At 48.2% G+C, this 20,663-nt stretch carries 22 protein-coding genes; 13 read left to right on the forward strand and 9 right to left on the reverse strand.

Annotated elements, in window-relative coordinates; translation table 11 throughout:
* Positions 1 to 37 precede the first annotated feature (37 nt).
* Complete coding sequence (locus H6G00_RS07920) at positions 38 to 880, reverse strand: methyltransferase domain-containing protein (RefSeq protein WP_190796334.1); 843 nt, start codon at positions 878 to 880, stop codon at positions 38 to 40.
* A gap of 86 nt (positions 881 to 966) precedes the next feature.
* On the opposite strand from H6G00_RS07920, the gene H6G00_RS07925 reads away from it, so the two are divergent.
* The 4 genes from H6G00_RS07925 to H6G00_RS07940 all read left to right on the forward strand — a co-directional run bounded on the left by H6G00_RS07925 (position 967) and on the right by H6G00_RS07940 (position 4,866).
* Complete coding sequence (locus tag H6G00_RS07925; RefSeq protein ID WP_190796335.1) at positions 967 to 2,301, forward strand: TrkH family potassium uptake protein; 1,335 nt, start codon at positions 967 to 969, stop codon at positions 2,299 to 2,301.
* Positions 2,302 to 2,397: 96 nt separating this feature from the next.
* On the forward strand, positions 2,398 to 3,093 hold the full coding sequence (locus tag H6G00_RS07930; protein WP_190796336.1) for an NAD-binding protein: 696 nt from the start codon (positions 2,398 to 2,400) through the stop codon (positions 3,091 to 3,093).
* 77 nt (positions 3,094 to 3,170) lie between these two features.
* The gene (locus H6G00_RS07935; RefSeq protein ID WP_190796337.1) at positions 3,171 to 4,331 is read left to right on the forward strand and encodes an anhydro-N-acetylmuramic acid kinase; all 1,161 of its coding nucleotides are present in this window, start codon (positions 3,171 to 3,173) and stop codon (positions 4,329 to 4,331) included.
* An 85-nt stretch (positions 4,332 to 4,416) separates the two neighbouring features.
* On the forward strand, positions 4,417 to 4,866 hold the full coding sequence (locus tag H6G00_RS07940; protein ID WP_190796338.1) for a hypothetical protein: 450 nt from the start codon (positions 4,417 to 4,419) through the stop codon (positions 4,864 to 4,866).
* A 13-nt stretch (positions 4,867 to 4,879) separates the two neighbouring features.
* On the opposite strand, the gene H6G00_RS07945 is transcribed toward H6G00_RS07940, so the two are convergent.
* Positions 4,880 to 5,461, reverse strand: a complete 582-nt coding sequence (locus H6G00_RS07945; RefSeq protein ID WP_190796339.1) for a hypothetical protein — start codon at positions 5,459 to 5,461, stop codon at positions 4,880 to 4,882.
* 279 nt (positions 5,462 to 5,740) lie between these two features.
* On the opposite strand from H6G00_RS07945, the gene H6G00_RS07950 reads away from it, so the two are divergent.
* The 3 genes from H6G00_RS07950 (at position 5,741) to H6G00_RS07960 (ending at position 8,099) form a co-directional block, all read left to right on the forward strand.
* Entirely contained in the window at positions 5,741 to 5,941 is a 201-nt protein-coding gene (locus tag H6G00_RS07950; RefSeq protein ID WP_190796340.1) for a DUF4089 domain-containing protein, read from the forward strand.
* Positions 5,938 to 7,341, forward strand: coding sequence for an AtzE family amidohydrolase (locus tag H6G00_RS07955; RefSeq protein ID WP_190796341.1), 1,404 nt, complete (start codon positions 5,938 to 5,940; stop codon positions 7,339 to 7,341). The genes H6G00_RS07950 and H6G00_RS07955 overlap by 4 nt, the downstream gene beginning before the upstream one ends.
* Before the next feature lie 488 nt (positions 7,342 to 7,829).
* Positions 7,830 to 8,099, forward strand: coding sequence for a GlsB/YeaQ/YmgE family stress response membrane protein (locus H6G00_RS07960; protein WP_190796342.1), 270 nt, complete (start codon positions 7,830 to 7,832; stop codon positions 8,097 to 8,099).
* A 182-nt stretch (positions 8,100 to 8,281) separates the two neighbouring features.
* Here the strand turns inward: H6G00_RS07960 and H6G00_RS07965 are convergent, their stop codons facing one another.
* Positions 8,282 to 8,524, reverse strand: coding sequence for a hypothetical protein (locus tag H6G00_RS07965; RefSeq protein ID WP_190644591.1), 243 nt, complete (start codon positions 8,522 to 8,524; stop codon positions 8,282 to 8,284).
* Positions 8,525 to 8,696: 172 nt separating this feature from the next.
* On the opposite strand from H6G00_RS07965, the gene H6G00_RS07970 reads away from it, so the two are divergent.
* Positions 8,697 to 9,092, forward strand: a complete 396-nt coding sequence (locus tag H6G00_RS07970) for a RidA family protein (protein WP_190796343.1) — start codon at positions 8,697 to 8,699, stop codon at positions 9,090 to 9,092.
* Between the two features lie 5 nt (positions 9,093 to 9,097).
* Positions 9,098 to 10,267, forward strand: a complete 1,170-nt coding sequence (locus H6G00_RS07975) for an FAD-binding oxidoreductase (protein WP_190796344.1) — start codon at positions 9,098 to 9,100, stop codon at positions 10,265 to 10,267.
* Here H6G00_RS07975 and H6G00_RS07980 read toward each other — a convergent pair.
* Positions 10,264 to 11,454, reverse strand: coding sequence for a glycosyltransferase family 4 protein (locus H6G00_RS07980; RefSeq protein WP_190796345.1), 1,191 nt, complete (start codon positions 11,452 to 11,454; stop codon positions 10,264 to 10,266). The genes H6G00_RS07975 and H6G00_RS07980 overlap by 4 nt on opposite strands.
* A 348-nt stretch (positions 11,455 to 11,802) precedes the next feature.
* Here H6G00_RS07980 and H6G00_RS07985 point away from each other — a divergent pair, with 348 nt between their 5' ends.
* Both H6G00_RS07985 and H6G00_RS07990 read left to right on the forward strand, forming a co-directional pair.
* Positions 11,803 to 12,996 carry a histidine kinase gene (locus tag H6G00_RS07985; RefSeq protein WP_190644659.1) on the forward strand — a complete coding sequence of 398 codons (1,194 nt, stop codon included), beginning with the start codon at positions 11,803 to 11,805 and terminating at the stop codon, positions 12,994 to 12,996.
* A gap of 162 nt (positions 12,997 to 13,158) precedes the next feature.
* The gene (locus H6G00_RS07990; RefSeq protein WP_190796346.1) at positions 13,159 to 14,703 is read left to right on the forward strand and encodes a DEAD/DEAH box helicase family protein; all 1,545 of its coding nucleotides are present in this window, start codon (positions 13,159 to 13,161) and stop codon (positions 14,701 to 14,703) included.
* Here H6G00_RS07990 and H6G00_RS07995 read toward each other — a convergent pair.
* The 5 genes from H6G00_RS07995 to ebsA form a co-directional block, all read right to left on the reverse strand.
* Positions 14,662 to 15,162, reverse strand: coding sequence for a CGLD27 family protein (locus H6G00_RS07995; RefSeq protein ID WP_190796373.1), 501 nt, complete (start codon positions 15,160 to 15,162; stop codon positions 14,662 to 14,664). The two genes, H6G00_RS07990 and H6G00_RS07995, sit on opposite strands and share 42 nt — an antisense overlap.
* 103 nt (positions 15,163 to 15,265) lie before the next feature.
* Positions 15,266 to 15,721, reverse strand: a complete 456-nt coding sequence (gene rsfS, locus H6G00_RS08000) for a ribosome silencing factor (RefSeq protein WP_190796347.1) — start codon at positions 15,719 to 15,721, stop codon at positions 15,266 to 15,268.
* Positions 15,722 to 15,997: 276 nt separating this feature from the next.
* Positions 15,998 to 16,645 carry a bis(5'-nucleosyl)-tetraphosphatase (symmetrical) YqeK gene (gene yqeK / locus H6G00_RS08005; RefSeq protein WP_190796348.1) on the reverse strand — a complete coding sequence of 216 codons (648 nt, stop codon included), beginning with the start codon at positions 16,643 to 16,645 and terminating at the stop codon, positions 15,998 to 16,000.
* Between the two features lie 164 nt (positions 16,646 to 16,809).
* Positions 16,810 to 17,919 (reverse strand): DRTGG domain-containing protein, encoded by a 1,110-nt coding sequence (locus tag H6G00_RS08010; RefSeq protein ID WP_190796349.1) that lies wholly within the window; start codon positions 17,917 to 17,919, stop codon positions 16,810 to 16,812.
* Between the two features lie 238 nt (positions 17,920 to 18,157).
* Complete coding sequence (gene ebsA, locus H6G00_RS08015; RefSeq protein WP_190644584.1) at positions 18,158 to 18,532, reverse strand: type IV pilus biogenesis protein EbsA; 375 nt, start codon at positions 18,530 to 18,532, stop codon at positions 18,158 to 18,160.
* A 337-nt stretch (positions 18,533 to 18,869) separates the two neighbouring features.
* Here ebsA and mscL point away from each other — a divergent pair, with 337 nt between their 5' ends.
* On the forward strand, positions 18,870 to 19,331 hold the full coding sequence (gene mscL / locus H6G00_RS08020; protein ID WP_190796350.1) for a large conductance mechanosensitive channel protein MscL: 462 nt from the start codon (positions 18,870 to 18,872) through the stop codon (positions 19,329 to 19,331).
* Between the two features lie 18 nt (positions 19,332 to 19,349).
* On the forward strand, positions 19,350 to 20,594 hold the full coding sequence (locus H6G00_RS08025; RefSeq protein ID WP_190796351.1) for an NAD(P)/FAD-dependent oxidoreductase: 1,245 nt from the start codon (positions 19,350 to 19,352) through the stop codon (positions 20,592 to 20,594).
* Positions 20,595 to 20,663 lie beyond the last annotated feature (69 nt).

The following is a 20,663-nucleotide window of genomic DNA, read 5'->3' on the forward strand; positions in this document are numbered from 1 at the left end:
AAGCAATTCGGGGATCGTTTCAAAGACCGAACCTAGCCTAGCGAGTGCCACAGAGCAAGCCAAACTTGATTAAGCCCTGCTGGTAGCCCCGCTGCATCAGTCCTAGTGAGAGCGCTGCCTGAATCGTTGTCCAACCTGAGAAAAGCAAGCCAAATAGGGCAGCAGGCGTAAAAGCAGAATCGATCACGATGTCCCAAAATGGAGCTACAGCGGTAGACCAGTCTGCTGTACGGACGTTTTGAAAGTTGAGCTGGTGGGCGATCGCCTCATATTCCGGGAGCGAAATCACATGAGGCAGGCAATACACCCGATAAATTTCTGCCAGATGCTTTTGCTCATCTTGACTCAGGGGTGAATGAGGCGGCTGAGCCGGACGGTGGCACCAGGTCGCCATTAAAAATAGTCCGCCTGGCTTTAGTACCCGATAGCATTCCTGCAAAAACTTGGTCTTGTCGGGCATGTGTTCGCCGCTTTCCAACGACCAGACTAGGTCAAACGACTCGTCAGCAAAAGGCATATTTAGCGCATCGGCAACCTGAAAGCTGGCGTTGATGCCAGCGGCGGTGGCGCGTTCGGTAGCGCGACTTGCCTGGACGGGACTGAGCGTGATGCCAGTGGCGATCGCCCCAAACTTCTCAGCCAAGTACAACGAACTGCCGCCAATGCCGCATCCCACATCCAGAATCTGCTCTGCCTGACAAACTTCCCCCCATCTCAGCAATTCCTCAATCAGGTCAATTTGCGCTTGCCGTCTCTCTTTGCGCTCATTACCCGCTGCGCCATAATAGCCGTGATGCATATGCTCACCCCAGATCTGCTCCCACAGACCCGAAGAAGCGTCATAAAATTGCTGGATTTGCTGTTGCAGAGTTGAGGTCATTAGTTGAGAGTAATCTTTATACAAGTCCTTCAACTATCTTGAACGAACTTGAACGAATTTAGCCTTTGTCAGTTACAAACTAGCCCATGACAGTTTCTAGAACAATTTGCTTGGGATTTATTACGGTTATCGCCATTGGCACTCTGCTTTTGCTCATGCCCTTCTCTACAAGTGAAGGAACGTGGAATGACCCTGTTGTTGCTCTATTTACAAGCACTTCAGCCGTTTGCGTCACTGGGCATATCGTCGTTGATACCGCAACCTATTTCTCTCCCATTGGACAATTCTTTATTCTTGCCCTAATTCAAATCGGTGGGCTGGGATATATGACCGCAACAACTTTCCTGCTTCTACTAGTGGGGCGTAGGTTTGCACTACGAGACAAAATTGCAATTCAGCAAGCTTTAGACCGACCCGGTATTCAAGGTAGTGCTCAAGTTGTCCGCTCGGTTATTGCGCTTACAGTAATCTTTGAGATTACTGGAATGCTTCTTCTTCTAATCGCTTTCTCGCGCGATTATGATTTTGGTCGTGCTTTATGGCTGTCTATTTTTCACAGTATTAGTGCTTGGAATAATGCTGGTTTTAGCTTATTTAGCGATAATTTGATTGGCTATCAATCATCACTGATAGTAAATCTGGTAATTCCAGGATTAATTATTTTTGGTGGGATTGGCTACGAGGCAATTTTTGAGATGTATCTCTGGCTACGTGACCGCTTGTTGAGGCGACCTGAAAAAATTATCATCTCTCTCAACTTCAAAGTTGCTGTTAGTACAACTATTGTACTTTTGCTGGTTGGGACAGTCGCAATTTTCTTTGCCGAGTTAAATAATCCTGAGACTCTTGGCTCTATGGATTTTGCCACCAAAATTATGGCAGCCTGGTTTCAGGCCGTAGTTCCCAGAACAGCCGGATTTAACTCGATTAATATTGGTGAAATGACGACTGCTGCGCTGTTCATCACAATTGCTTTAATGTTTATAGGAGGTAGCCCTGGCGGTACTGCTGGCGGCATGAAAACAACGACTTTACGTATTCTCACTAGCTCTACAAAAACAATTTTGCAGGGAAAGGAAGAGGTTGTTTTGTATGACCGTCAAGTGCCAATCAATCTAATTCTAAAGGCAATTGGAGTGTTGGTCGGCTCGGCTGCCACTGTGATATTAATGACAGTTTTAATTACATTTACTGATCCAGATGTAGATTTTATTCTAGTTCTATATGAAGTCGTATCAGGCTTTGCAACTGTCGGGCTTTCAACTGGAATTACGGCTGGTCTTTCGATTTTTGCTAAGCTGGTTTTAGTCGCCACAATGTACATCGGACGAGTTGGAGTTTTGCTCTTGATGTCAGCAATTTTAGGAGATCCAAACCCCACTGCGATTCGGTATCCAGAGGAAAACTTGTTGGTTGGTTAATGTTGGCGCATCTGAATCTTGATACCCTAGAAGGGTATATCTCTTGCTTGTATTAATAAACATGGGGCTTAGGATAAGTAACCCTGGAGTCAATCTGTGAATTTATCTTCTCTGAGTTTCTTTCGTAGCCTGCGTACTGTAAACAAACAGTTTGCAGTAGTTGGATTAGGGCGGTTTGGGCGAGCTGTTTGTTCTTCTCTACATCACTTAGGCTACGAGGTTTTGGGAGTTGACTTTGATGAGAAACGGGTTTCTCAAGTTTTGACTGATCAGTGGGCTGCTCATGCCATACAGTTAGATTCGACATCTCCTTCTGCCCTTAAAGAAGCTGGCATTTTTGAGTTTGATACGGTGATTGTGGCGATTGGCAATTATGTCGAGGAAAGCGTAATCACGACGATGAATTTGAAGGAAAATGGTGTACCTCATGTGGTCGCCAAGGCTTCTTCAGAAATTCATGAGAAGCTGCTGCGAAAGGTTGGAGCTGATCACGTAATTTTTCCGGAGCATGAGATGGGTTGTGCGTTGGCGCGATCGCTCACCAGACCCAGTATTCTAGATCGGTTTGAGCTTGACCCAGACCATAGCATCGTCGAGGTTGTCGTTCCCGCAGAGTTTGATGGTAGAACGATCGCTGAGTTAGAACTGCGATCGCGCTACGGGCTAAACCTGCTAGCCGTCAGTCAGGGTGAGAAGTTTGAAATCAATCCCAGTCCAGTAATGCGCCTGTATAAAGGCTCGGTCATGGTGGTGATCGGTTCCAATCGCTGTATCGATCGCTTACCCGTTTAGGGAACGCTTTACTGATAGATAACTCAGGATTGTGCGAGTATGCTAACGCTCACACCCAAAATCCTGATTCGTCTCCTATGACACGAGTAATTGGCTTAATCAGCGGCACTTCGGTTGATGGTATTGATGCAGCACTGGTAGATATCTCTGGTACAGATCTCGATTTGCAGGCAACACTAATTGCCGGAGCAACGTACCCCTACCCTGATGAGTTGCGATCGCAGATTCTCTCAGTCTGTAGCGGCAAGGCTATCTCAATGGCGGAGCTAGCAGAATTGGATGATGCGATCGCCGCTCAATTTGCCCAAGCTGCTCTCTCAATTCAGGTGAACCAACCCCAAGCAGAACTGATTGGTTCACACGGTCAGACGGTTTACCATCGCCCTGTCGATTTGGGGGCAAAAAACTCCATCTCCCTGGGCCACAGTCTGCAACTGGGAAGAGGATGCGTAATTGCCCACCTCACGGGTATCCCTACCGTGAGTAATCTTCGGGCTGCTGATATTGCGGCAGGTGGGGAAGGCGCGCCTCTAGTTTCTCGAATTGATGCCTGTTTGTTGAGCCATCCCACTGATAGTCGGTGTGTTCAAAACATCGGCGGCATTGGCAACCTGACGTATCTTCCTGCTACGCAGAAGCAAGCCGTTCTATTTGAAGGCATTCAGGGGTGGGATACAGGCCCCGGTAACACACTGTTAGATTTAGCAGTGCAGCACCTTTCAGACGGGCAGCAAACCTACGATCAGGATGGAGTATGGGCGGCAATGGGTAAACCTTGCGAGGCGCTAGTCAACCAATGGCTAGAACATCCCTATTTCCAGCAGTCGCCCCCCAAATCAACAGGACGAGAACTGTTTGGTTGGGACTATTTCAACCAATGCCTCCTGGATGCGGAACCCTATGGGCTCGGCCCTGCCGATCTGCTGGCGACTCTGACGGAATTGACCGTAGCAACGATCGCCCACAGCTACCAGACTTTTTTGCCAGAAATGCCCGACCAAGTGCTGCTTTGTGGTGGCGGCAGCCGCAATCTGTATTTGAAGCAACGGCTGCAAGCTCTACTAGGCAAAATTCCGGTCTTGACTACGGATGAAGCAGGGCTAAATGCAGATTTCAAGGAAGCGATCGCCTTTGCAGTGCTAGCATACTGGCGTAATCTTGGCATTCCTGGCAATCTACCCGGTGTAACAGGTGCAAGACATGCAACACCTTTAGGAGAACTTCACCTTGTGGCTTAAGGTTTGCGTGATAACATAAAATGCCGTTAGAGTGCCACGTAAGCGGCATTTATGCTGCACAAGGTAGGAGATAGGAATTAGATCTGTGGCTCATACCTTTTTAATGGAGGCAGGACGCTGGACCTTGCAGGGAAACTGGCTCGACCGAGATGGGTTGCCCGTTTCTGTCAAAGGAAGGATTCTAGTCGCCTGGAGCCGTGACAACTGGTACACGATGGTGACCAAGCTGATGTTTCCAGGGACCGAGCGCGAAGAAATTGCCTTTCAGTATCGCGGGCGGCTAAATGTAGGTGAGCGTCAGTACACATTTGTACTTCAGCACAGCCTTTTAGGACGAGTAGAAGGGGAAGGCTGGATTGCACCAGAGTCAATTGTGCAACGCTATTGGGTACTAGGCGATCGCCAGCGCCGTACCGGATTTGAAGCGCTTCATCAGCTTGACGACAACAAATACCGCCTCTCTAGCAGCGTCATGGCAGGTCATTACCTTACCAGCACGATGGAGGCTTCTGTCGAACGGCAGCTAGACGAGTAACTTAACGAGAACCTCAAACATCATGAACTTCCTGATGGCTTAGCATCTCGTCAGAGTAGAGAACCGTAAGCCGATAGGAGAGAGAGTGATTCCACAGATCGATAAAGTCACTCACGTAATAGGGCAGTGATTTGTCAGTAATCGAAAAGTTTGCATCATCTAAATCATAGAAGTGGAATCTTTCGATCGGTTCAAATCCTTGTGGTTCTAAAATATTGGCTCTGTAATTGCCTTTCTCATCCAAATCAGAAAAGCAATAGACCTGATAGTAATTGCCGCCTAAAATCTCACGGTATTGAACCATTACGTAGATATCGACTGGACGCAGGGGCAAACCCAGGGCGATCGCCAGTCTCTTTTGAAAGGGCAGCATGGGGCAGCGAATGCTACTGCGAATCCCGTAATAGCCAACTTTGTCAGCCTGAAGCGGATACTTTCGGTAACGTGGCTGCACATAGTTTCTCAAAAAAGTAGCAATGTCAACCCCTTCTTCTGTATAAGCTCCAATGGCGCTGATATGCAGGTCATAAGCAGGAACATTGCCAACATTATAAATTTCTAGCTTCACGCCATTCTCATGAATATCACACTGCATGTCGCAGTAAAGATGAGGAAAAGCAGAAAATTTTAGTTGTTTCTCAATTGCGTTTTTATAAAAGTTATTTTCCTGTCGAAGTTCGCGCAGAATTCTATAAGTAAACCAGGCGTAAAAACCTGTTATGACTAACAGTATTGCAATACCCGTTAAAACAAAAGGCTCCATTATTAAGTACTAGTTAAACTCCGAGAGTGTAATAAAAACGTCAGGCGTAGTCCAATCTTAAGATATATGCTTAAAGGCTGAGTGTGTGAATTTTACATCAGAACAGAAGCAATGCTCGATTCGGCAGAATTTGACCCAGCAGCCTATGTTGACCAAATGGCAATTGCCCTAGAATTGCCAATCGCTCCCGAATATCGCCCCGGAGTCATTGATAATTTCAGCAGAATTGCCGCGATCGCCCAGCTCGTTTTGGAATTTCCCTTATCTGAAGACACCGTTGCCGCGTCCACATTCCAGCCTTTTCAACCATGACATCAGATCTCGAAACGTTGGATCTCGAACAGGCGGATGCGATCGCCATTTCAACTGCGGTGCGATCGGGTGAAGTAACTGCCAAAGCAGTGGTCTCCGCAGCGCTAGAGCGAATTGCAGCTAAAGATCCACTCAATTGCTTCACGACCGTAATGGCAGATCAGGCGATCGCCAGTGCAATTCAGGTAGACGAGGCGATCGCGGCTGGTCAAGCTCCGGGCGTACTGGCAGGAGTCCCCTTTGCGGTCAAAGACCTATTTGATATTGAGGGGCTGACGACTCTGGCAGGTTCAAAGATTAACCGAGAAAATTCACCTGCGACCCGAGATGCGACTCTTGTTGCCAGACTTAAGCAAGCCGGGGCAATCCTGGTCGGCGCGCTCAACATGGATGAGTATGCCTATGGTTTTGTCACCGAAAACAGCCATTACGGGGCAACTCACAACCCTCATGATTGGAACCGGATTGCCGGTGGGTCATCAGGAGGGTCAGCCGCCGCAGTTGCAGGTGGATTGGTGCCAATCAGCCTTGGTTCTGACACCAATGGGTCGATTCGTGTGCCTGCTTCACTGTGCGGCATTTTGGGGTTAAAACCAACCTACGGTCGGTTATCACGAGCTGGAGCGTTTTTGTTTTGCAACAGCTTTGACCATGTCGGACCTTTTGCCCGGTCGGTGCGCGATATTGCGGCTGTGTTTGACTTGCTTCAAGGTGCAGATGCCCGTGACCCGGTTTGCACTACCCGCCCACCAGAATCTTGTTTGCCTCAAATCAACCAAGGTATTGATGGATTGCGAATTGCCATTGCAGATGGATACTTTGCCAAAGGTGCTGAGCCAGAAACTTTAGCCGCAGTTGAACAGGTCGCTCAGGCGCTTGGGGTCAGCCAGCAAGTCACCATTCCTGAAGCACATCGGGCCAGAGCTGCCGCTTACGTAATCACAGCTTGTGAGGGCAGCAATCTGCATTTTGCTAACCTCAAATCTCGTCCTCAAGATTTTGATCCGGCAACTCGCGATCGCTTTCTGGCAGGCACAATGATTCCTGGCAGTTGGTACGTACAGGCACAGCGATTTCGCAAGTGGTATAGCGATCGCCTTCAGGAGATCTTTCAAACCGTAGATCTAATTGTGGCTCCAACAACGCCCTGTGTTGCGCCTTTAATCGGTCAAGAGAAAATGGTTATAGATGGGGCGGAAGTTTTAACTCGTCCTAATCTAGGGTTATATACTCAGCCACTATCTTTCGTCGGTTTACCAGTCTTGTCTGTGCCCATTCAGCAAGCTAACGGCTTGCCATTAGGTGTGCAAATCATTGCTGCCCCTTACCAGGAAGCTTCAATCTTACGTGCCGCTGCCTTATTAGAAGCACAAGGAACTATAGCTGCTGTTGTTAAATAGTTGCTCAAGTATGCAGAATACACCTGAGAGTGCTTAGCTTTATATCACAACAGTGGTAATCAAATGAAGTATGAATTTGAATAGAGAAATTTACATCTCTTTGCTCCAAATCAATATTTCGAATTTGTAATATAGCAATATAGCTTTGGTTGCTTAAGCTCAGGCAAAAAATGGAAGCAGTCTTTAGGACTGCCTCCATTTTTTGCTCTAACCTGCATTGCTACAGCGATATCTCTGTTTCTATTTGCATTTCTGAGGAGTTTTGTTTACTCCCAAAGGGTCAAAAGTTTCCGTTTCACCTAGCTATCTTTATGAGATACCGACCTCTCTCAACCTATATGAATACGCAGCATAAAAGTAGCCTGGAAATTTTATATCTACTTAATTATTTCCTGCGGTAGAAGCAGGAACTTTTAGTTTGTCGATAGGATAGGCACGTTAGGTCAAGAAAAGCTTATCAACACAAAGGTTATTAAGGAGAGAATCACATGGGAATCTTAGCTTGGATTGTTTTAGGTCTGATTGCTGGAGCGTTAGCTAAATTAATTTATCCTGGACATCAAGGTGGCGGCATTTTTGCAACCATTGGTCTAGGAATCTTGGGTGCTATATTAGGCGGCTGGCTCGGTCACGCACTGTTAGGAACGGGCGGAGGCGCAGCAGCTGGAGCCTTGTCTATCCCCAGCATCGCTTTCGCGGTTGTTGGAGCAATCATCCTGATCTTCCTGTGGGGCTTGCTCACTCGCCGAACTGCGTAGTTCAGCGTACTGGAAGCTCTAAACTGCAAAGCTCAAAATATCAGTTCCAGTTTGAAACCATCCATTTAAAACTGAATAGTCTGTGAATTGCAACACGCTGCGAGGGTCAAGAATCCTCGCAGCTTTGTCTTTAAGGCCATCTCACAGATGTCCATGCAGCTCAGCTAGTTTACCGCTACAGTTTAAGTATCCTTGCGCCACTGTTGCCAAGTCGCACCAACAGCCGCTCCTGCTCCTGCAACTAACCCTACACCCATGCCTTCAATCGTCTCAGTGATAGGATCTTGGGTTAGGCAACTGTTAGTAGGCACTTCAGCGGTCAGACACTGGTTGAGTTCTGCTCGGCTAGCAGTTCCTCCCAAAATGACTCCCAGGATGCCACAAAGTGCAATTACTAGATAAGCGCGATTGATTTTTATACCCATAGATGGATGCATAGAGCGAGTGGTTGGACATTACTTGCTAATCTTGCCCATTCTAACTGTGAATTCAGCAAAGTCATCCTCAAATTCAGATAGTTTTGGCCAAGACTTGATTCAACTTTGTAGATCAGTCATGCTGCTAGTACCCTACTTGATGGCTGAAGGCGGCTAGCAGATGACGCGCAGACACATATCGACAGGAACACCTTGGGAAGCGATCGCAGGCTATTCTCGTGCTGTCCAAGTTGGTTCTCTCATCTACGTTTCGGGCACAACTGCTGTTGATACAACAGGGCAAATTCTTCACGTCGACGACGCCTATGAGCAGATGGTGTACGTCCTCAAAAAGATTGAGGCTGCCCTGAAGCAGTTAGATAGCAGCCTCCAGGATGTCGTTCGTACAAGAGTTTACGTTACTAACATGGACGACATTGAGCAGGTGACCAAAGCTCATTGCGAATTTTTTGGAAAGATTCGTCCTGCCAACACCCTGGTTGAGGTGAGCCGTCTAGCCACACCCGAAATGTTAGTTGAGGTCGAAGTAGACGCGGTTGTTCAAGAGCAAGGCTGAATTTGATGAAAACCTATGATTGGGTTGTGGTTGGGGGTGGACTCGTTGGAGCAGCGCTTAGCTATGAGCTAGCTAGCAAAAAATTCTCGGTGTTGCTGCTAGAACAGCATAGTACCCCAGAGAACGCAACTCGCTATAGCTATGGCGGTATCGCTTACTGGTCAGGTACGACACCGCTAACTCGTCAACTGTGCCAGGAGGGCATTGAAATTCACCGAAATTTATCTGCTGAGTTGGACAGTGAAACTCAGTTCAGAGAATTGGATTTGCTCTTGCCGATCGCCCAAGGAAGTGATCCCCAGAAGGTGACCGCATCGTATCGTGGTTTTGCGATTCCACCTAGCTTACTGGATGCGGAAGCGGCTTGTGACTTAGAGCCGTTGCTCAATCGGGAGGCGATCGCCGCTGCGCTTACAGTTCGGCATGGCAATGTTGCGCCTGATTTGCTAGTCAAAGCCTACACCCAAGCATTCACCAGAGTTGGAGGAACGCTAGAAATTGCTCAAGTGACTGCTCTAAAGGAGTCTCAGGGGCAAGCCACTGTAACCACCCCTGTGGAAAACTATATAGCCGCTAATGTGGCTGTTTGCACGGGTGGAATGAGTCGGAATCTGCTCAAAACTGCCCATGTTACCGTACCCTGCTATTTCACCCATGCGGAACTGATTGAAACCCCATCTGTTGATGTTAAGTTACAGGCACTGGTCATGCCTGCCGAAACCCAACGGTTTCAGATGGAGGCTGAGGCTGGCAAGTTAGAAAAGGCTCCGCTGTGGGAGCAACAAACCCAGGAGGTTGCTCCCCCGATTCTTGATCCCGGTGCGATTCAGTTTGTGGATGGCAGAATTAGGATCGGGCAAATCAGCCGCACGTTGACGGATCCTCAGGCGCAGGTTGACGCAGCTCAGAGTGAAGCGGATATTCGGGCTGCAGTTGGTCAATTTTTGCCAGCGTTAAAAGATTTACCAGGTAACTGGCATCGCTGTTTGGTTGCCTTTAGTGGCGATCGCCTGCCACTGATTGGTCCCGTTCCTGAACACAATCATTTGCATATCTTTGCTGGCTTCAGCAATCCTTTCGCAATTCTGCCACCCCTGGCAAAGCGGTTTGCTAACTGTATAACCGGGCAGCAAGATGAACTCATTGCTCAGCTTTCTCCAGGTCGATTTGCTTAAGCCCAAGTGACTTGCGATCGCTCATGTAAGACCCTGCCATAAACAGCTTCAGTTTGTTTTGCCAACTTTGCCCAGTTAAACCGCTGTGCTAAATCTTTGTAGGCATTATCAACTAGCCACTGAGCATAGTCTGGATTTTTCAGGACTGTCAGAATGCCCCAAGCCAAAGAAGCAGGATTGTTTGTCCAAGTGACGATTCCCGTTCTGGTGTGGCGAACGACTTCTGGCAGCCCACCTGTATCAGAGACGACTACCGGAACACGAGCAGCAAAACTCTCTAACGCGACAATTCCAAATGGCTCGTAGAGGCTAGGAAAAACTGCGCAGTCAGCAACTGTTTGAAACTTGTTCAGGTCATCCTCTGACATGAAGCCCGTGAAGTAGCATTTGTTTGAGATGCCCAGGTTCCAGGCTTGCTGCTTGAGGTTGTCTGTATTGCCGCCGCCAACAATCACAATTTTGACGCCACCTCCCATTGCGTGAATGACTTCAGGGGCAGCATTAAGCAGCACACTGATGCCCTTTTCATAGGTCATGCGACCCACGTAGTAGACAATTTTTTCGTCATCTCGGGCAAAGCGGCGGCGAAACTGCCAAAAATCAAAATCGGGATGTCGATGCTTCTTCTCTGGATAAATGCCGTTGTAGACAACATCGATTTTGTCCCAGGGGGTTTCTAATGCCCGTTCGACCTCACGCCGCATGTAGTCCGTGCAAACAATGACTCTCCAAGCGTTGTAGGCAAGTAGCTTTTCCTTGGTGCTGATGTAGCGCTGGATATCGTTGTGGATGCCATTGTGACGACCAAACTCTGTCGCGTGAATCGTGGCAACCAAAGGAACTTTGAAGCAGTGTTTGAGGGCGATCGCTGCATCCCCCACCAACCAGTCGTGGGCATGAATAATCTCAAACTTTCCTTCTTCTAAAAGCAATTTTCCACCCTGTTGCCCCATGCTCTGATTCATGTTGGCAACCCAATGAAAAAAGTCGTTGCTTTGGGCTACCGGAACGCGATGTACTTTAATTCCATCGACTACTTCATAATGGGGAGCCTGACCAAACTCTACGGTCAGTAAATGAATATCATGTCCTAGCTTGACCAGTTCGGGATATAGTTCAGCAACGTGGCGAGCAATGCCTCCAACGATTCGGGGCGGAAATTCCCACGCCAAAACCAAGATTCTCATCGCCCTTGCCCCCTCAGAGCCGTTACATAAGTTCTAATAGTTTTACTTACCTTATTCTCTGCGTCAGTACGGAAGACCCAGTACGGAAGACCTGGTTGAACTCTGCTAGATTCAGGAGGGGCTATCTAAGGCGGTTCAAAGTCCCTATTTGCCTGCACATTTACTGCAATACAGCCCGATCGCCTAAATCCTTGGTCTTGAGCAGCGCTGAGAAAGAGATAATCTGTAAATATAGTAAAGATAGCTACTTTGGAGAAGTACAGGGTAGAAATACACCTGGTTTCTACCGATTTGGCATTTTTGGCCCCGACTGACTGTTCTATTGTCCTGACTGTTGAGCAAGACTGCATGGAGGCATTGCCAAAACAGCCTATTAGCCCTGAAACGTCTTTGCAGCTTTTGCTGTTTGTAGACAAACGTCCTAGCTCTCATCAGAAGATCCGCCAGATCCGCCACTATCTCAAGGATTTACGAGCTAATTACGCGTTTGATTTGCAAATCATAGACGTTGGAGAGCAACCCCACATGGCTGAGCATTTCAAGCTCGTTGCGACCCCAGCGCTAATCAAGATTCATCCTGAACCCCGTCAAACTTTAGCGGGAACAAATCTTGTAGCCCAGTTAGAGCATTGGTGGATGCGATGGCAACGATCGGTAGAAGAAGCTGCAGATTTCCAATCAATTCCTGAGCAGAGCGAATCAGATGATCTAAATCCAACCAATGCATCCGAAACTTTGGACTCGGTGGCTTACTCAGCAGAGTTTATTCAGCTTTCGGATGAGATTTTTCGACTAAAGCAAGAAAAAGAAGAACTGCGGGATCAACTTCAGTTCAAAGATCGACTCATTGCGATGTTGGCCCACGATCTGCGAAATCCGCTAACCGCCGCTTCGATTGCCCTGGAAACGCTGGAGCTAGGTAATGAAGCGAAGGAGAACGGTCATGCTTCACCCCGACTAACCCCTGCCCTTACGGCTCAACTGATCAGACACGCCCGTACTCAAACGAAGGCGATCGATCGGATGATTACAGATGTGCTTCAGGCAGCAAAAGGGACAGGTGGCGAGTTTCAGATTCAGCCTCAGCAGCTAGATCTAGGGGCGCTTTGCCTGGAGGTCTTGAATTATTTGAAGGGACAGTTTCAAGCTAAATCTCAGCAGCTTACGACGGATATTCCCAGTGATTTGCCTAAAGTCTATGCTGATCGCGATCGCATTCAACAGGTATTAATCAACCTGCTAGACAATGCCAGCAAATATACGCCAACTGGCGGCTCAATCGAGCTTTCGATCTTGCATCGAACCACCCAAAAAATCCAAGTCAGCGTGTGTGATACGGGTCTAGGCATTCCGAATGAAAACTGCGAACGAATTTTTGAAGACCGGTTTCGTCTAGAGCGAGACGAGGCAAAGGATGGATATGGGATTGGTCTATCACTTTGTCAGCGAGTGATTCGAGCGCACTACGGGCAAATTTGGGTAGACTCTGTACCCAATCAGGGCAGCTGTTTTCACTTCACGTTGCCCGTTTACCGCTTTTGATTTTGTTATATCTTCAAGACTGCATATTTTGAAGTGTGTCCCGCGTACGCGGGACACACTTCAAAATATGCAGCTTATATAGAAACGGTATAGCCCTGGTAGCGGCAGTTATACCGTAGCAACGGCTATACAATAGCGAGGAATGGTGCAGACAGAGGTGCAATGGCTCGTACCCCTACGCTTAAGTTTGACCGGGGAACCCTGATTTTACATCCCCCACCCAAGGGCAAAGCCTGGGTAGATTTCGCAACGTGGGATGACCGGATTGAGCGGTTTCGCCTCCCGGCAATTCAATATCGTGATTTGATAGAAACTTTACAGGCAGAGGGTACGCCATTTACTGACCAGGCAAAGGAATTTGCGGCGATCGCCCTCACCCCCAGCCTGGAAATGGAGCCCTACCCCCACCAGCAAGAAGCTTTAGATGCCTGGGTTGCCGCAGGACGGCGGGGTGTGGTAGTTTTGCCCACGGCGGCTGGAAAAACCTACCTGGCTCAGATGGTAATGCAGGCAACGCCTCGCACAACCTTAATTACGGTGCCAACGTTAGATTTAATGCACCAGTGGTATGCTCACCTAGTTGCGGCTTTCCCAGATGCCGAGGTCGGGCTGTTAGGGGGCGGTTCTCGCGATCGCACTCCCATTCTTGTTGCCACTTATGACAGTGCCGCTATCCATGCCGAAAGCCTGGGCAATCGCTATGCCTTGCTGATTTGTGATGAGTGCCATCACCTGCCGAGCGACTTTAATCGGGTGATTGCTGAATATGCGATCGCCCCCTATCGCCTAGGTTTAACGGCGACTCCCGACCGCGCCGATGGCAGACACGCTGACCTGGATACACTGCTGGGATCAGTCATTTACTATCGCACTGCCGAAGATCTGGCAGGGAAAGCACTGGCGGATCACGAAATTATTCAGGTTAAGGTGAAACTGTCGCAGCAAGAGCGCGATCGATATGAGCATTTAATTCAAACCCGCAACACCTTTTTGCAGGACTCGAATATTTGGCTGGGCAGCGTTCAGGGTTGGCAGCGGTTTGTTCGGGCAAGCGCCCAATCGCAGGCAGGACGAAGGGCGATGCTGGCACATCGAGAAGCAAAGGCGATCGCTCTGGGTACGGAAGGCAAACTGCGAATTCTGGCAGACCTGCTGGCAGAACACCATCCCGCCCAAACGCTAATTTTTACTAACGACAACGCTACAGTTTATCGGATTTCCCAAGAGTTTCTAATTCCGGCGCTGACCCACCAAACACCCGTGAAGGAGCGCCACGAGATTTTGCAGCAGTTTCGCGAAGGCAAATATAAGACTCTGGTCGCATCTCATGTCCTAAACGAAGGGGTAGACGTGCCAGAAGCTAGCGTCGCTATTTTGCTATCGGGTACTGGATCAGCCCGCGAATACATTCAGCGCTTGGGACGAGTGCTGCGAAAGGGAAAATCGCAAAAATTTGCAAGACTTTATGAAGTGGTGGCAGAGGAAACCAGCGAAGAGAACGTTTCGCGCCGCCGTCGCTCTCAGCGTCGCCCTCCATCTCACCAACTAGAATTAGTTCCTGATGAGCCTCGTCCCGTTTACGAAATCAGTACTCGTCCCGTACCACGAGCAGCCGAAACGGCCTCAGGTTGGGGAAACTTCGCAGAGGAAGAGGATGTAATTGATTTACAGGAAGTTCCAAACGAAACTGCCGCTGAGGAAGACTAGCGCCAATAAGCCAAAGGTACGCTTGAGCCGTTGCAGAATAGGTTGGATCTGGTAGGTCACAATCAGGCGATCGCGCTTTAGCACTTCTTCTGGTTTTGTCCAGGTTTGCCCGTCGTACCAGCCCGATTCCTCATAAAAGATCGTTTCTTTTATGAGGCGATCGCGCACATAAATCCAGCCTAAGTAAAGGCGCAGCAAAGCTAGCGCTGGAAGAACGCTAGCCCCTGCTGCACCGCTCAGCCCAAATTGGAGCGGATACTTTGCCAGCGGAAAGCTGACTGCTGCAACGGGAGCCGAGAACAGCCAGCTCAAACCCCACAAAATGGCGATCGGAAGGAGATAGCTCCGCAGGTCGAGTGTTGCCCACCGAAAGAACCAGGACTCTTTGAGATCCTGGTACTCGTTAATCGGCTGCTGTTCAAAAGGAACCGGACAGACTGGAGCAGAAGACTTCATGATGATGGGCAGTCAAAACTGAAAAGCAGTTGTGCTTTTAATCTACCTGAGTCAGTGGACAGACGCACGAATGAATTAAGTTTTGCTGAAAAGTTTTAACTCGTGCTCAGCTCTCTACTTGATCGGTCATCGCTCCATTGGGTGCAAAATCGATTCGCTCTGCATGTCCCCAAAACGCCTCCAGGTTATAAAATTCGCGCTCGTCAGGCATGAAGATGTGAGCAATAACGTCACCGTAGTCCAACAACACCCAGGAACCTTCTGTCTGTCCCTCTGTTTGGGTGGGGTAGCGGTGCCACTTTTCTGAGACTTCATCCTCAATCGAACGAGCGATCGCCCTTACTTGTGCGCTAGAAAAACCTGTAGCCACTACAAAATAATCTGCCAGATAAGAAACCTCTGAAACCTTCAGCAGTACGATATCGCCTCCTTTGCGATCATCGGCAGCTTGAGCGATTGTCAGGGCTAGCTCTCGGCTAGAATCGTCAGTGACAGGCTGGTAGACGGCACCGAGATTTGCCACAGCGGGCGAAACTGGACGGGCGTTAGAGTAATTTGTCATTAAAAATTAGGTTCCTCAACTCGTTAAAACGTGAGTGGTGTTACATCAAAGGAAGTCAATAAACCGTTGCGTTTGGCTCCATAGCACTTCATCTCTGTTGACTGATTCACTGGATCGACTCCGTAAAAATGGTTGAACAGGTAAATTGTTTAAGGTTCGTCTCTATTGGGCAAATCATAGTGAAACGAAAAGGGGGATAAATCGGGAATTCTGAGGTCATTCAATCAGCACTATTACATCTATTTTGACTAAGATTCCATCTAAAAGTACAAGGGTTCATTCGATTGAAAGCTGTGGAATAGGCTCTGTGCTTGAGCTCTGTTGCTTAGATTGAGTTGGCTTAACGTTGTATAAAAACCAGTTACGAGTCAGCACTGTACGGGGATGAATTAGGCGATGTTTAGCAACCAAGTCTTGGATAGAAGCATCACAGGTCATCCAAACCGCTTGAGGCAGGTCTTGCTGGCTGATTTGCCTCAAGGCGTTGAGTTCTGATGTGTTTCCTCGCCCAGGTTCTAGACTGTCTGCCAGAAAAACAATGCAGCTCAACGGACTCATGCCTGGTTTGCCGAGCGTGTGGTTGGCGATCGCCTGCAACACTTCCTCATCCTGAATGCCAAATTGATCCCGCGCTACGATCGCCCCCACGTCTGCATGCAGTAAGTGAGGATTTGCCCGATCCACTGGATCTAACGACAAGCCTTCAGTTTGCGCCATCTGTAGCAGCTTTTGTGGCTTGAAATATTTCGCCAGGTCGTGCATCAATCCTGCCTGGGCTGCTTTATTGACATCCAATCCATGCTGTTGAGCTAGAGCGATCGCCGTTTGCTCTACTGCCAAAACGTGAATCAGTCGAGATTCAGGAACGTGGTCTGCCAGCCAATTTAGAACCTGCTGGCGTAACGCTCCAGAAAACTCTCCCATGCCAATACCTCTAGAATCTGCTGCTGAGTCCGTCAAAACCCAAAACCACAGACAACAAGACAAGACAAAACAAGAAAAACTGCCTGGGGATCAAGTTTAGACCGAATATCTCTATTCTAGATCAGGCAAATTGAGTCCTGTTTTTCCTTAACGTTAAGCAAGTTTCAAGAGCTGGAAGCTAAGGGTTGTATGCTTGTAGCCGTTTTCAGCCCTAGCTTTGCAATCAGGCGATCGATATCAAAATGCTCTTCCATCAGGTGCCGAATGCATTGCACTTTGATCGGTTCTTGCAATCTCACCTGCCCAAAAGCGCGATCAATGATTTCTACAGTCGTCAAAGTGTCGAGATCTACAGAGAGAATTGGAATTTCCAGGTCGTCAGCCCGACTAAGAATGGTTGCAGAAGGAGGTAAATGTCCGGTCAAAATTAGGCATTGTGTGGAGGTTTCCAGGGCTGCAAGTTGAATATCTGTGCGATCGCCTCCTGTCACCACTGCCATGTTTCGGGCTTTACGGAAATACTTGAGTGCCGAATTAACATTCATTGCCCCAATCGTCAGGCTCTCCACCATCAAGTCCATGCGGTCAGGACGACACAGCACTTCTGCTTTCAGTTGATGCACCAATTCCCCCACGCTGACGCTTTTTAGCAGAATGTTACGAGGTAGCACCCCTAGAACTGCAATTCCTTGATCTTCTAAAAATGGTTGAATCTTAGTCTGTACAATTTCTAGCTGGTCAGCAGCAACGTCGTTAATCAGGGTACCAATGAGGCGATCGCCCAACCGATCTTTGGCTGCAATCAAAGCATCTACCGCCAGCATCGAGTTAAACCGAACCACCAAAACAACAGCCGCATCCATTGTCTGAGCAATTTGAGGTAACGATAGATCAAATAGCCTGCCTTCTTCGAGAGTTCCTGGTCCCTCCAGCAACACCAAATCTTCTCCCTGACACTGAGAATATCGTTGCAATATCGGCTGGTAGTCGATCGTGTCTTCTGCACAAACTCTTTTAGCAATTGTGACTTCGTCTAGTGTAAGCAGAGTTGAGCAAAGGCGATTTTCCGGCAAATTCAGCGTTTGGCTGATGAACCGGACATCTTCATCCATTGAATCGGTTTGAGATTCACTTAAGCAGGTTCCCAGCGGTTTACCGTAGGCAACATCCAGTCCTTTGCTTTGAAGTCCATAAGCCAGTCCTAAAATTGTGGCTGACTTGCCGCTATAAGCCTCTGTTGAACCAACTAGTAAAAATTTTGTGGACTTTGGCACGCCCTCGCTCCTCTAAAAACCTATTCAAATTCAGACTTTTGTGATCCCATTCTAAGTGGCAGTTTTGTTTGCTCCATTCTATTTGCTCTAAACTAGCTGCCCACAGAAGGGACTTCAAGCTATTACATCACAAGAAGTTAGTGCTTGTTTCATAAGTTCCACAATTTTTGAGGGTGAGAAGTCCGACGATGTCGTGCCTCTCACCCTCAAAATCAAGATTTTACTGAATTTGCGATCGCTAATCGTCTAAGCGCAACAGCTTACGGTAGAAGGACTGTGAAAAGTCTGCTAAGCGAGAACGCTTGAAATTAATGATGACATCAATTAAAAAATCGACAAACTCAAAGTTTGCTAGGGTCAACTCGTAGCTCAACTCTGCATTACCGTCAAACTGCATTCGACAACGTGTTAAATCAGCAGGCAGAGACGAGACATTCCAACTGACTACAAACGGAATACTTTCACCGCCTTCTATTTTGCGTGATCCCTCTAAGCTCCCTCTTTGATAGAGGCTGATCGCTAGAGGCAACGCACCTCGCTTGTTGCCCTGGTAGTAAGGCATATACACATTGACATCACGGGGATTAGCAGGCTGAAGTTGCTCGATAGACATGCTCAAATCTTCCTGAGTTTTCGTTGATTGGGAAGCTCAATCGCTTGGGAAGTCTAACCGTAGCTCTAACGCGAGAGCTGAGAGACTGATCAGAATACAGCATTTTGGACACCACATCCTCACCAGAATTCCCTCAAACATGGGCTTCCTTTCGCCTCAAGGGGTAAAATTCATCGGACTCAAGGGAAATTTATCAAGAATTGAGGAAATTTTATTTCTTGCCGAGATGAGACTGATAGCATGTCCTGTTGTACAGGATCTTCAATTTACTCGTCCAGAAAAGATTGTACGTAGAAGTACGAGAATTTACAAACTTTTAAGTAACTGTGGCGAAACTATGGCAATTAGAAGAGGTAGAAGTGCTGCTGGGGGATTCCTGAGAGATTTTCGGGAATTTGCTCTGAAAGGGAATGTGATGGATTTGGCGATCGCGGTGATCATCGGTGGCGCGTTTGGAAAGATAGTCACATCGTTTGTGCAAGATTTAGTCATGCCAATCGTCAGTCTCTTTATCCCTGGCGGAAACTGGAGAACCGCTAGAATTGTTTTAGTGCCTGGTACTCCTGAAGTAGAAGGATCTGAAAAAGCAATTCTGATTGGCAGTTTTCTAGGCTCGGTTGTTGACTTTGTCATCATTGCTTTTGTGATTTATCTAGTGATTCGCGCTCTAGCACGATTTAAGCGGCAGGAGGAAGTTGCTGAGGCTGAGACGGCTCCGGTTGATCCCATCGTGGTGTCTCAAGAAAGACTAACCACTGCGCTGGATCGGCTCACGCAGACGCTGGACTCTCGCAGCTAGTTTTTAATAGTTGGATGAATGGGTGAGTACGGTTTGGCAGCATCCCTACAGATAGTGGTAGTTGGCGGCGGCGCAGCAGGTTTTTTTGGAGCGATCGCTGCCGCTGAAGCCCACCCCCATGCTCACGTAACGCTGCTAGAGGCCAGTCGTAAAACGCTCACCAAAGTTCGCATTTCTGGAGGTGGGCGGTGTAACGTTACCCATGCCTGCTTTGATCCCGCATTACTAGTGCAGTATTATCCTAGGGGCGGTAAAGCCCTACGGGGTGCGTTTAGCCGCTTTCAGCCACGCCATACCGTAGATTGGTTCGCCAAACGGGGGGTCAAGCTTAAAACTGAATCAGATGGGCGAATGTTTCCAGTAACAGACGATTCTGCTACGGTCGTAGACTGCTTAACTCAAGCGGCTCGCCAGTCTGGGGTAGAAATCTACACAGGCGTCTCTACTGTTGCTGTTACACGCTCTGAGACGGGGTTTGAGCTGGAATTAAAATCAGGTGAAAGATTACACAGCGATCGCCTCCTCCTGACAACAGGCAGCAATCCCCAAGGCTATCAGCTTGCAAAGGCTTTAGGGCATAAAATCGAATCTCCAGTCCCTTCTCTCTTTACCTTCAACATTCCTGATCCCCACCTGCGAGAACTGGCAGGCGTATCCGTCGAGCCTGTCCAGACAAAGCTACTGATCCCAGACAGCAAACCCCTAGAGCAAAGCGGAGCGCTCTTAATCACCCACTGGGGATTGAGCGGTCCCGCCGTACTAAAACTTTCTGCCTGGGGAGCAAGAGCTTTGTACGAACATCAATATCAGGCAACTCTTCAGGTCAACTGGCTACCGCAACACAATCCTGATCAGTTGCGCCAAGAATTATTGAAAGCTAAGGCAGAGCAACCTCGACGGGCGATCGCCTCCAACTGTCCTCTTCCTCTTCCCCGGCGGCTATGGCAGTATCTCACTGCAACTGTAGACATTGCGCCTGATGCTCGATGGACAGACCTGTCAAAAAAATCGCTCAACCAGCTTATTCAAGAACTAACTCAAAATCGCTACCTAATTCGGGGAAAGGGCGTCTTTAAAGAAGAATTTGTCACTTGTGGAGGAATTCGCCTCAAGGACGTAGACTTCAAGACGATGGAAAGCCGCTGTTGCCCGGGGCTTTACTTTGCTGGAGAAATACTAGATATTGACGGTGTCACCGGAGGGTTCAATTTTCAAAGCGCTTGGACAACCGCCTGGATTGCAGGTCAGGCGATCGGAGATTAATAATCGGACATTAACAAATAGATCCCTGAAGCTTGGATTGATTGAAAAGCTGTTGTAAGGTATACAAAA

It is taken from the genome of Leptolyngbya sp. FACHB-541 (assembly GCF_014695875.1).
GTDB lineage: Bacteria > Cyanobacteriota > Cyanobacteriia > Elainellales > Elainellaceae > JAAUTN01.

Bases quoted from the DNA above. Each gene is read 5' to 3' on its own strand.
- H6G00_RS07920 (WP_190796334.1), bottom strand. From the start codon at position 880: ATGACCTCAACTCTGCAACAGCAAATCCAGCAATTTTATGACGCTTCT.
- H6G00_RS07925 (WP_190796335.1), top strand. From the start codon at position 967: ATGACAGTTTCTAGAACAATTTGCTTGGGATTTATTACGGTTATCGCC.
- H6G00_RS07935 (WP_190796337.1), top strand. From the start codon at position 3,171: ATGACACGAGTAATTGGCTTAATCAGCGGCACTTCGGTTGATGGTATT.
- H6G00_RS07945 (WP_190796339.1), bottom strand. From the start codon at position 5,461: ATGCAGTGTGATATTCATGAGAATGGCGTGAAGCTAGAAATTTATAAT.
- H6G00_RS07950 (WP_190796340.1), top strand. From the start codon at position 5,741: ATGCTCGATTCGGCAGAATTTGACCCAGCAGCCTATGTTGACCAAATG.
- H6G00_RS07955 (WP_190796341.1), top strand. From the start codon at position 5,938: ATGACATCAGATCTCGAAACGTTGGATCTCGAACAGGCGGATGCGATC.
- H6G00_RS07960 (WP_190796342.1), top strand. From the start codon at position 7,830: ATGGGAATCTTAGCTTGGATTGTTTTAGGTCTGATTGCTGGAGCGTTA.
- H6G00_RS07965 (WP_190644591.1), bottom strand. From the start codon at position 8,524: ATGGGTATAAAAATCAATCGCGCTTATCTAGTAATTGCACTTTGTGGC.
- H6G00_RS07970 (WP_190796343.1), top strand. From the start codon at position 8,697: ATGACGCGCAGACACATATCGACAGGAACACCTTGGGAAGCGATCGCA.
- H6G00_RS07975 (WP_190796344.1), top strand. From the start codon at position 9,098: ATGAAAACCTATGATTGGGTTGTGGTTGGGGGTGGACTCGTTGGAGCA.
- H6G00_RS07980 (WP_190796345.1), bottom strand. From the start codon at position 11,454: ATGAGAATCTTGGTTTTGGCGTGGGAATTTCCGCCCCGAATCGTTGGA.
- H6G00_RS07985 (WP_190644659.1), top strand. From the start codon at position 11,803: ATGGAGGCATTGCCAAAACAGCCTATTAGCCCTGAAACGTCTTTGCAG.
- H6G00_RS07990 (WP_190796346.1), top strand. From the start codon at position 13,159: ATGGCTCGTACCCCTACGCTTAAGTTTGACCGGGGAACCCTGATTTTA.
- rsfS (WP_190796347.1), bottom strand. From the start codon at position 15,721: ATGACAAATTACTCTAACGCCCGTCCAGTTTCGCCCGCTGTGGCAAAT.
- yqeK (WP_190796348.1), bottom strand. From the start codon at position 16,645: ATGGGAGAGTTTTCTGGAGCGTTACGCCAGCAGGTTCTAAATTGGCTG.
- ebsA (WP_190644584.1), bottom strand. From the start codon at position 18,532: ATGTCTATCGAGCAACTTCAGCCTGCTAATCCCCGTGATGTCAATGTG.
- mscL (WP_190796350.1), top strand. From the start codon at position 18,870: ATGGCAATTAGAAGAGGTAGAAGTGCTGCTGGGGGATTCCTGAGAGAT.
- H6G00_RS08025 (WP_190796351.1), top strand. From the start codon at position 19,350: ATGGGTGAGTACGGTTTGGCAGCATCCCTACAGATAGTGGTAGTTGGC.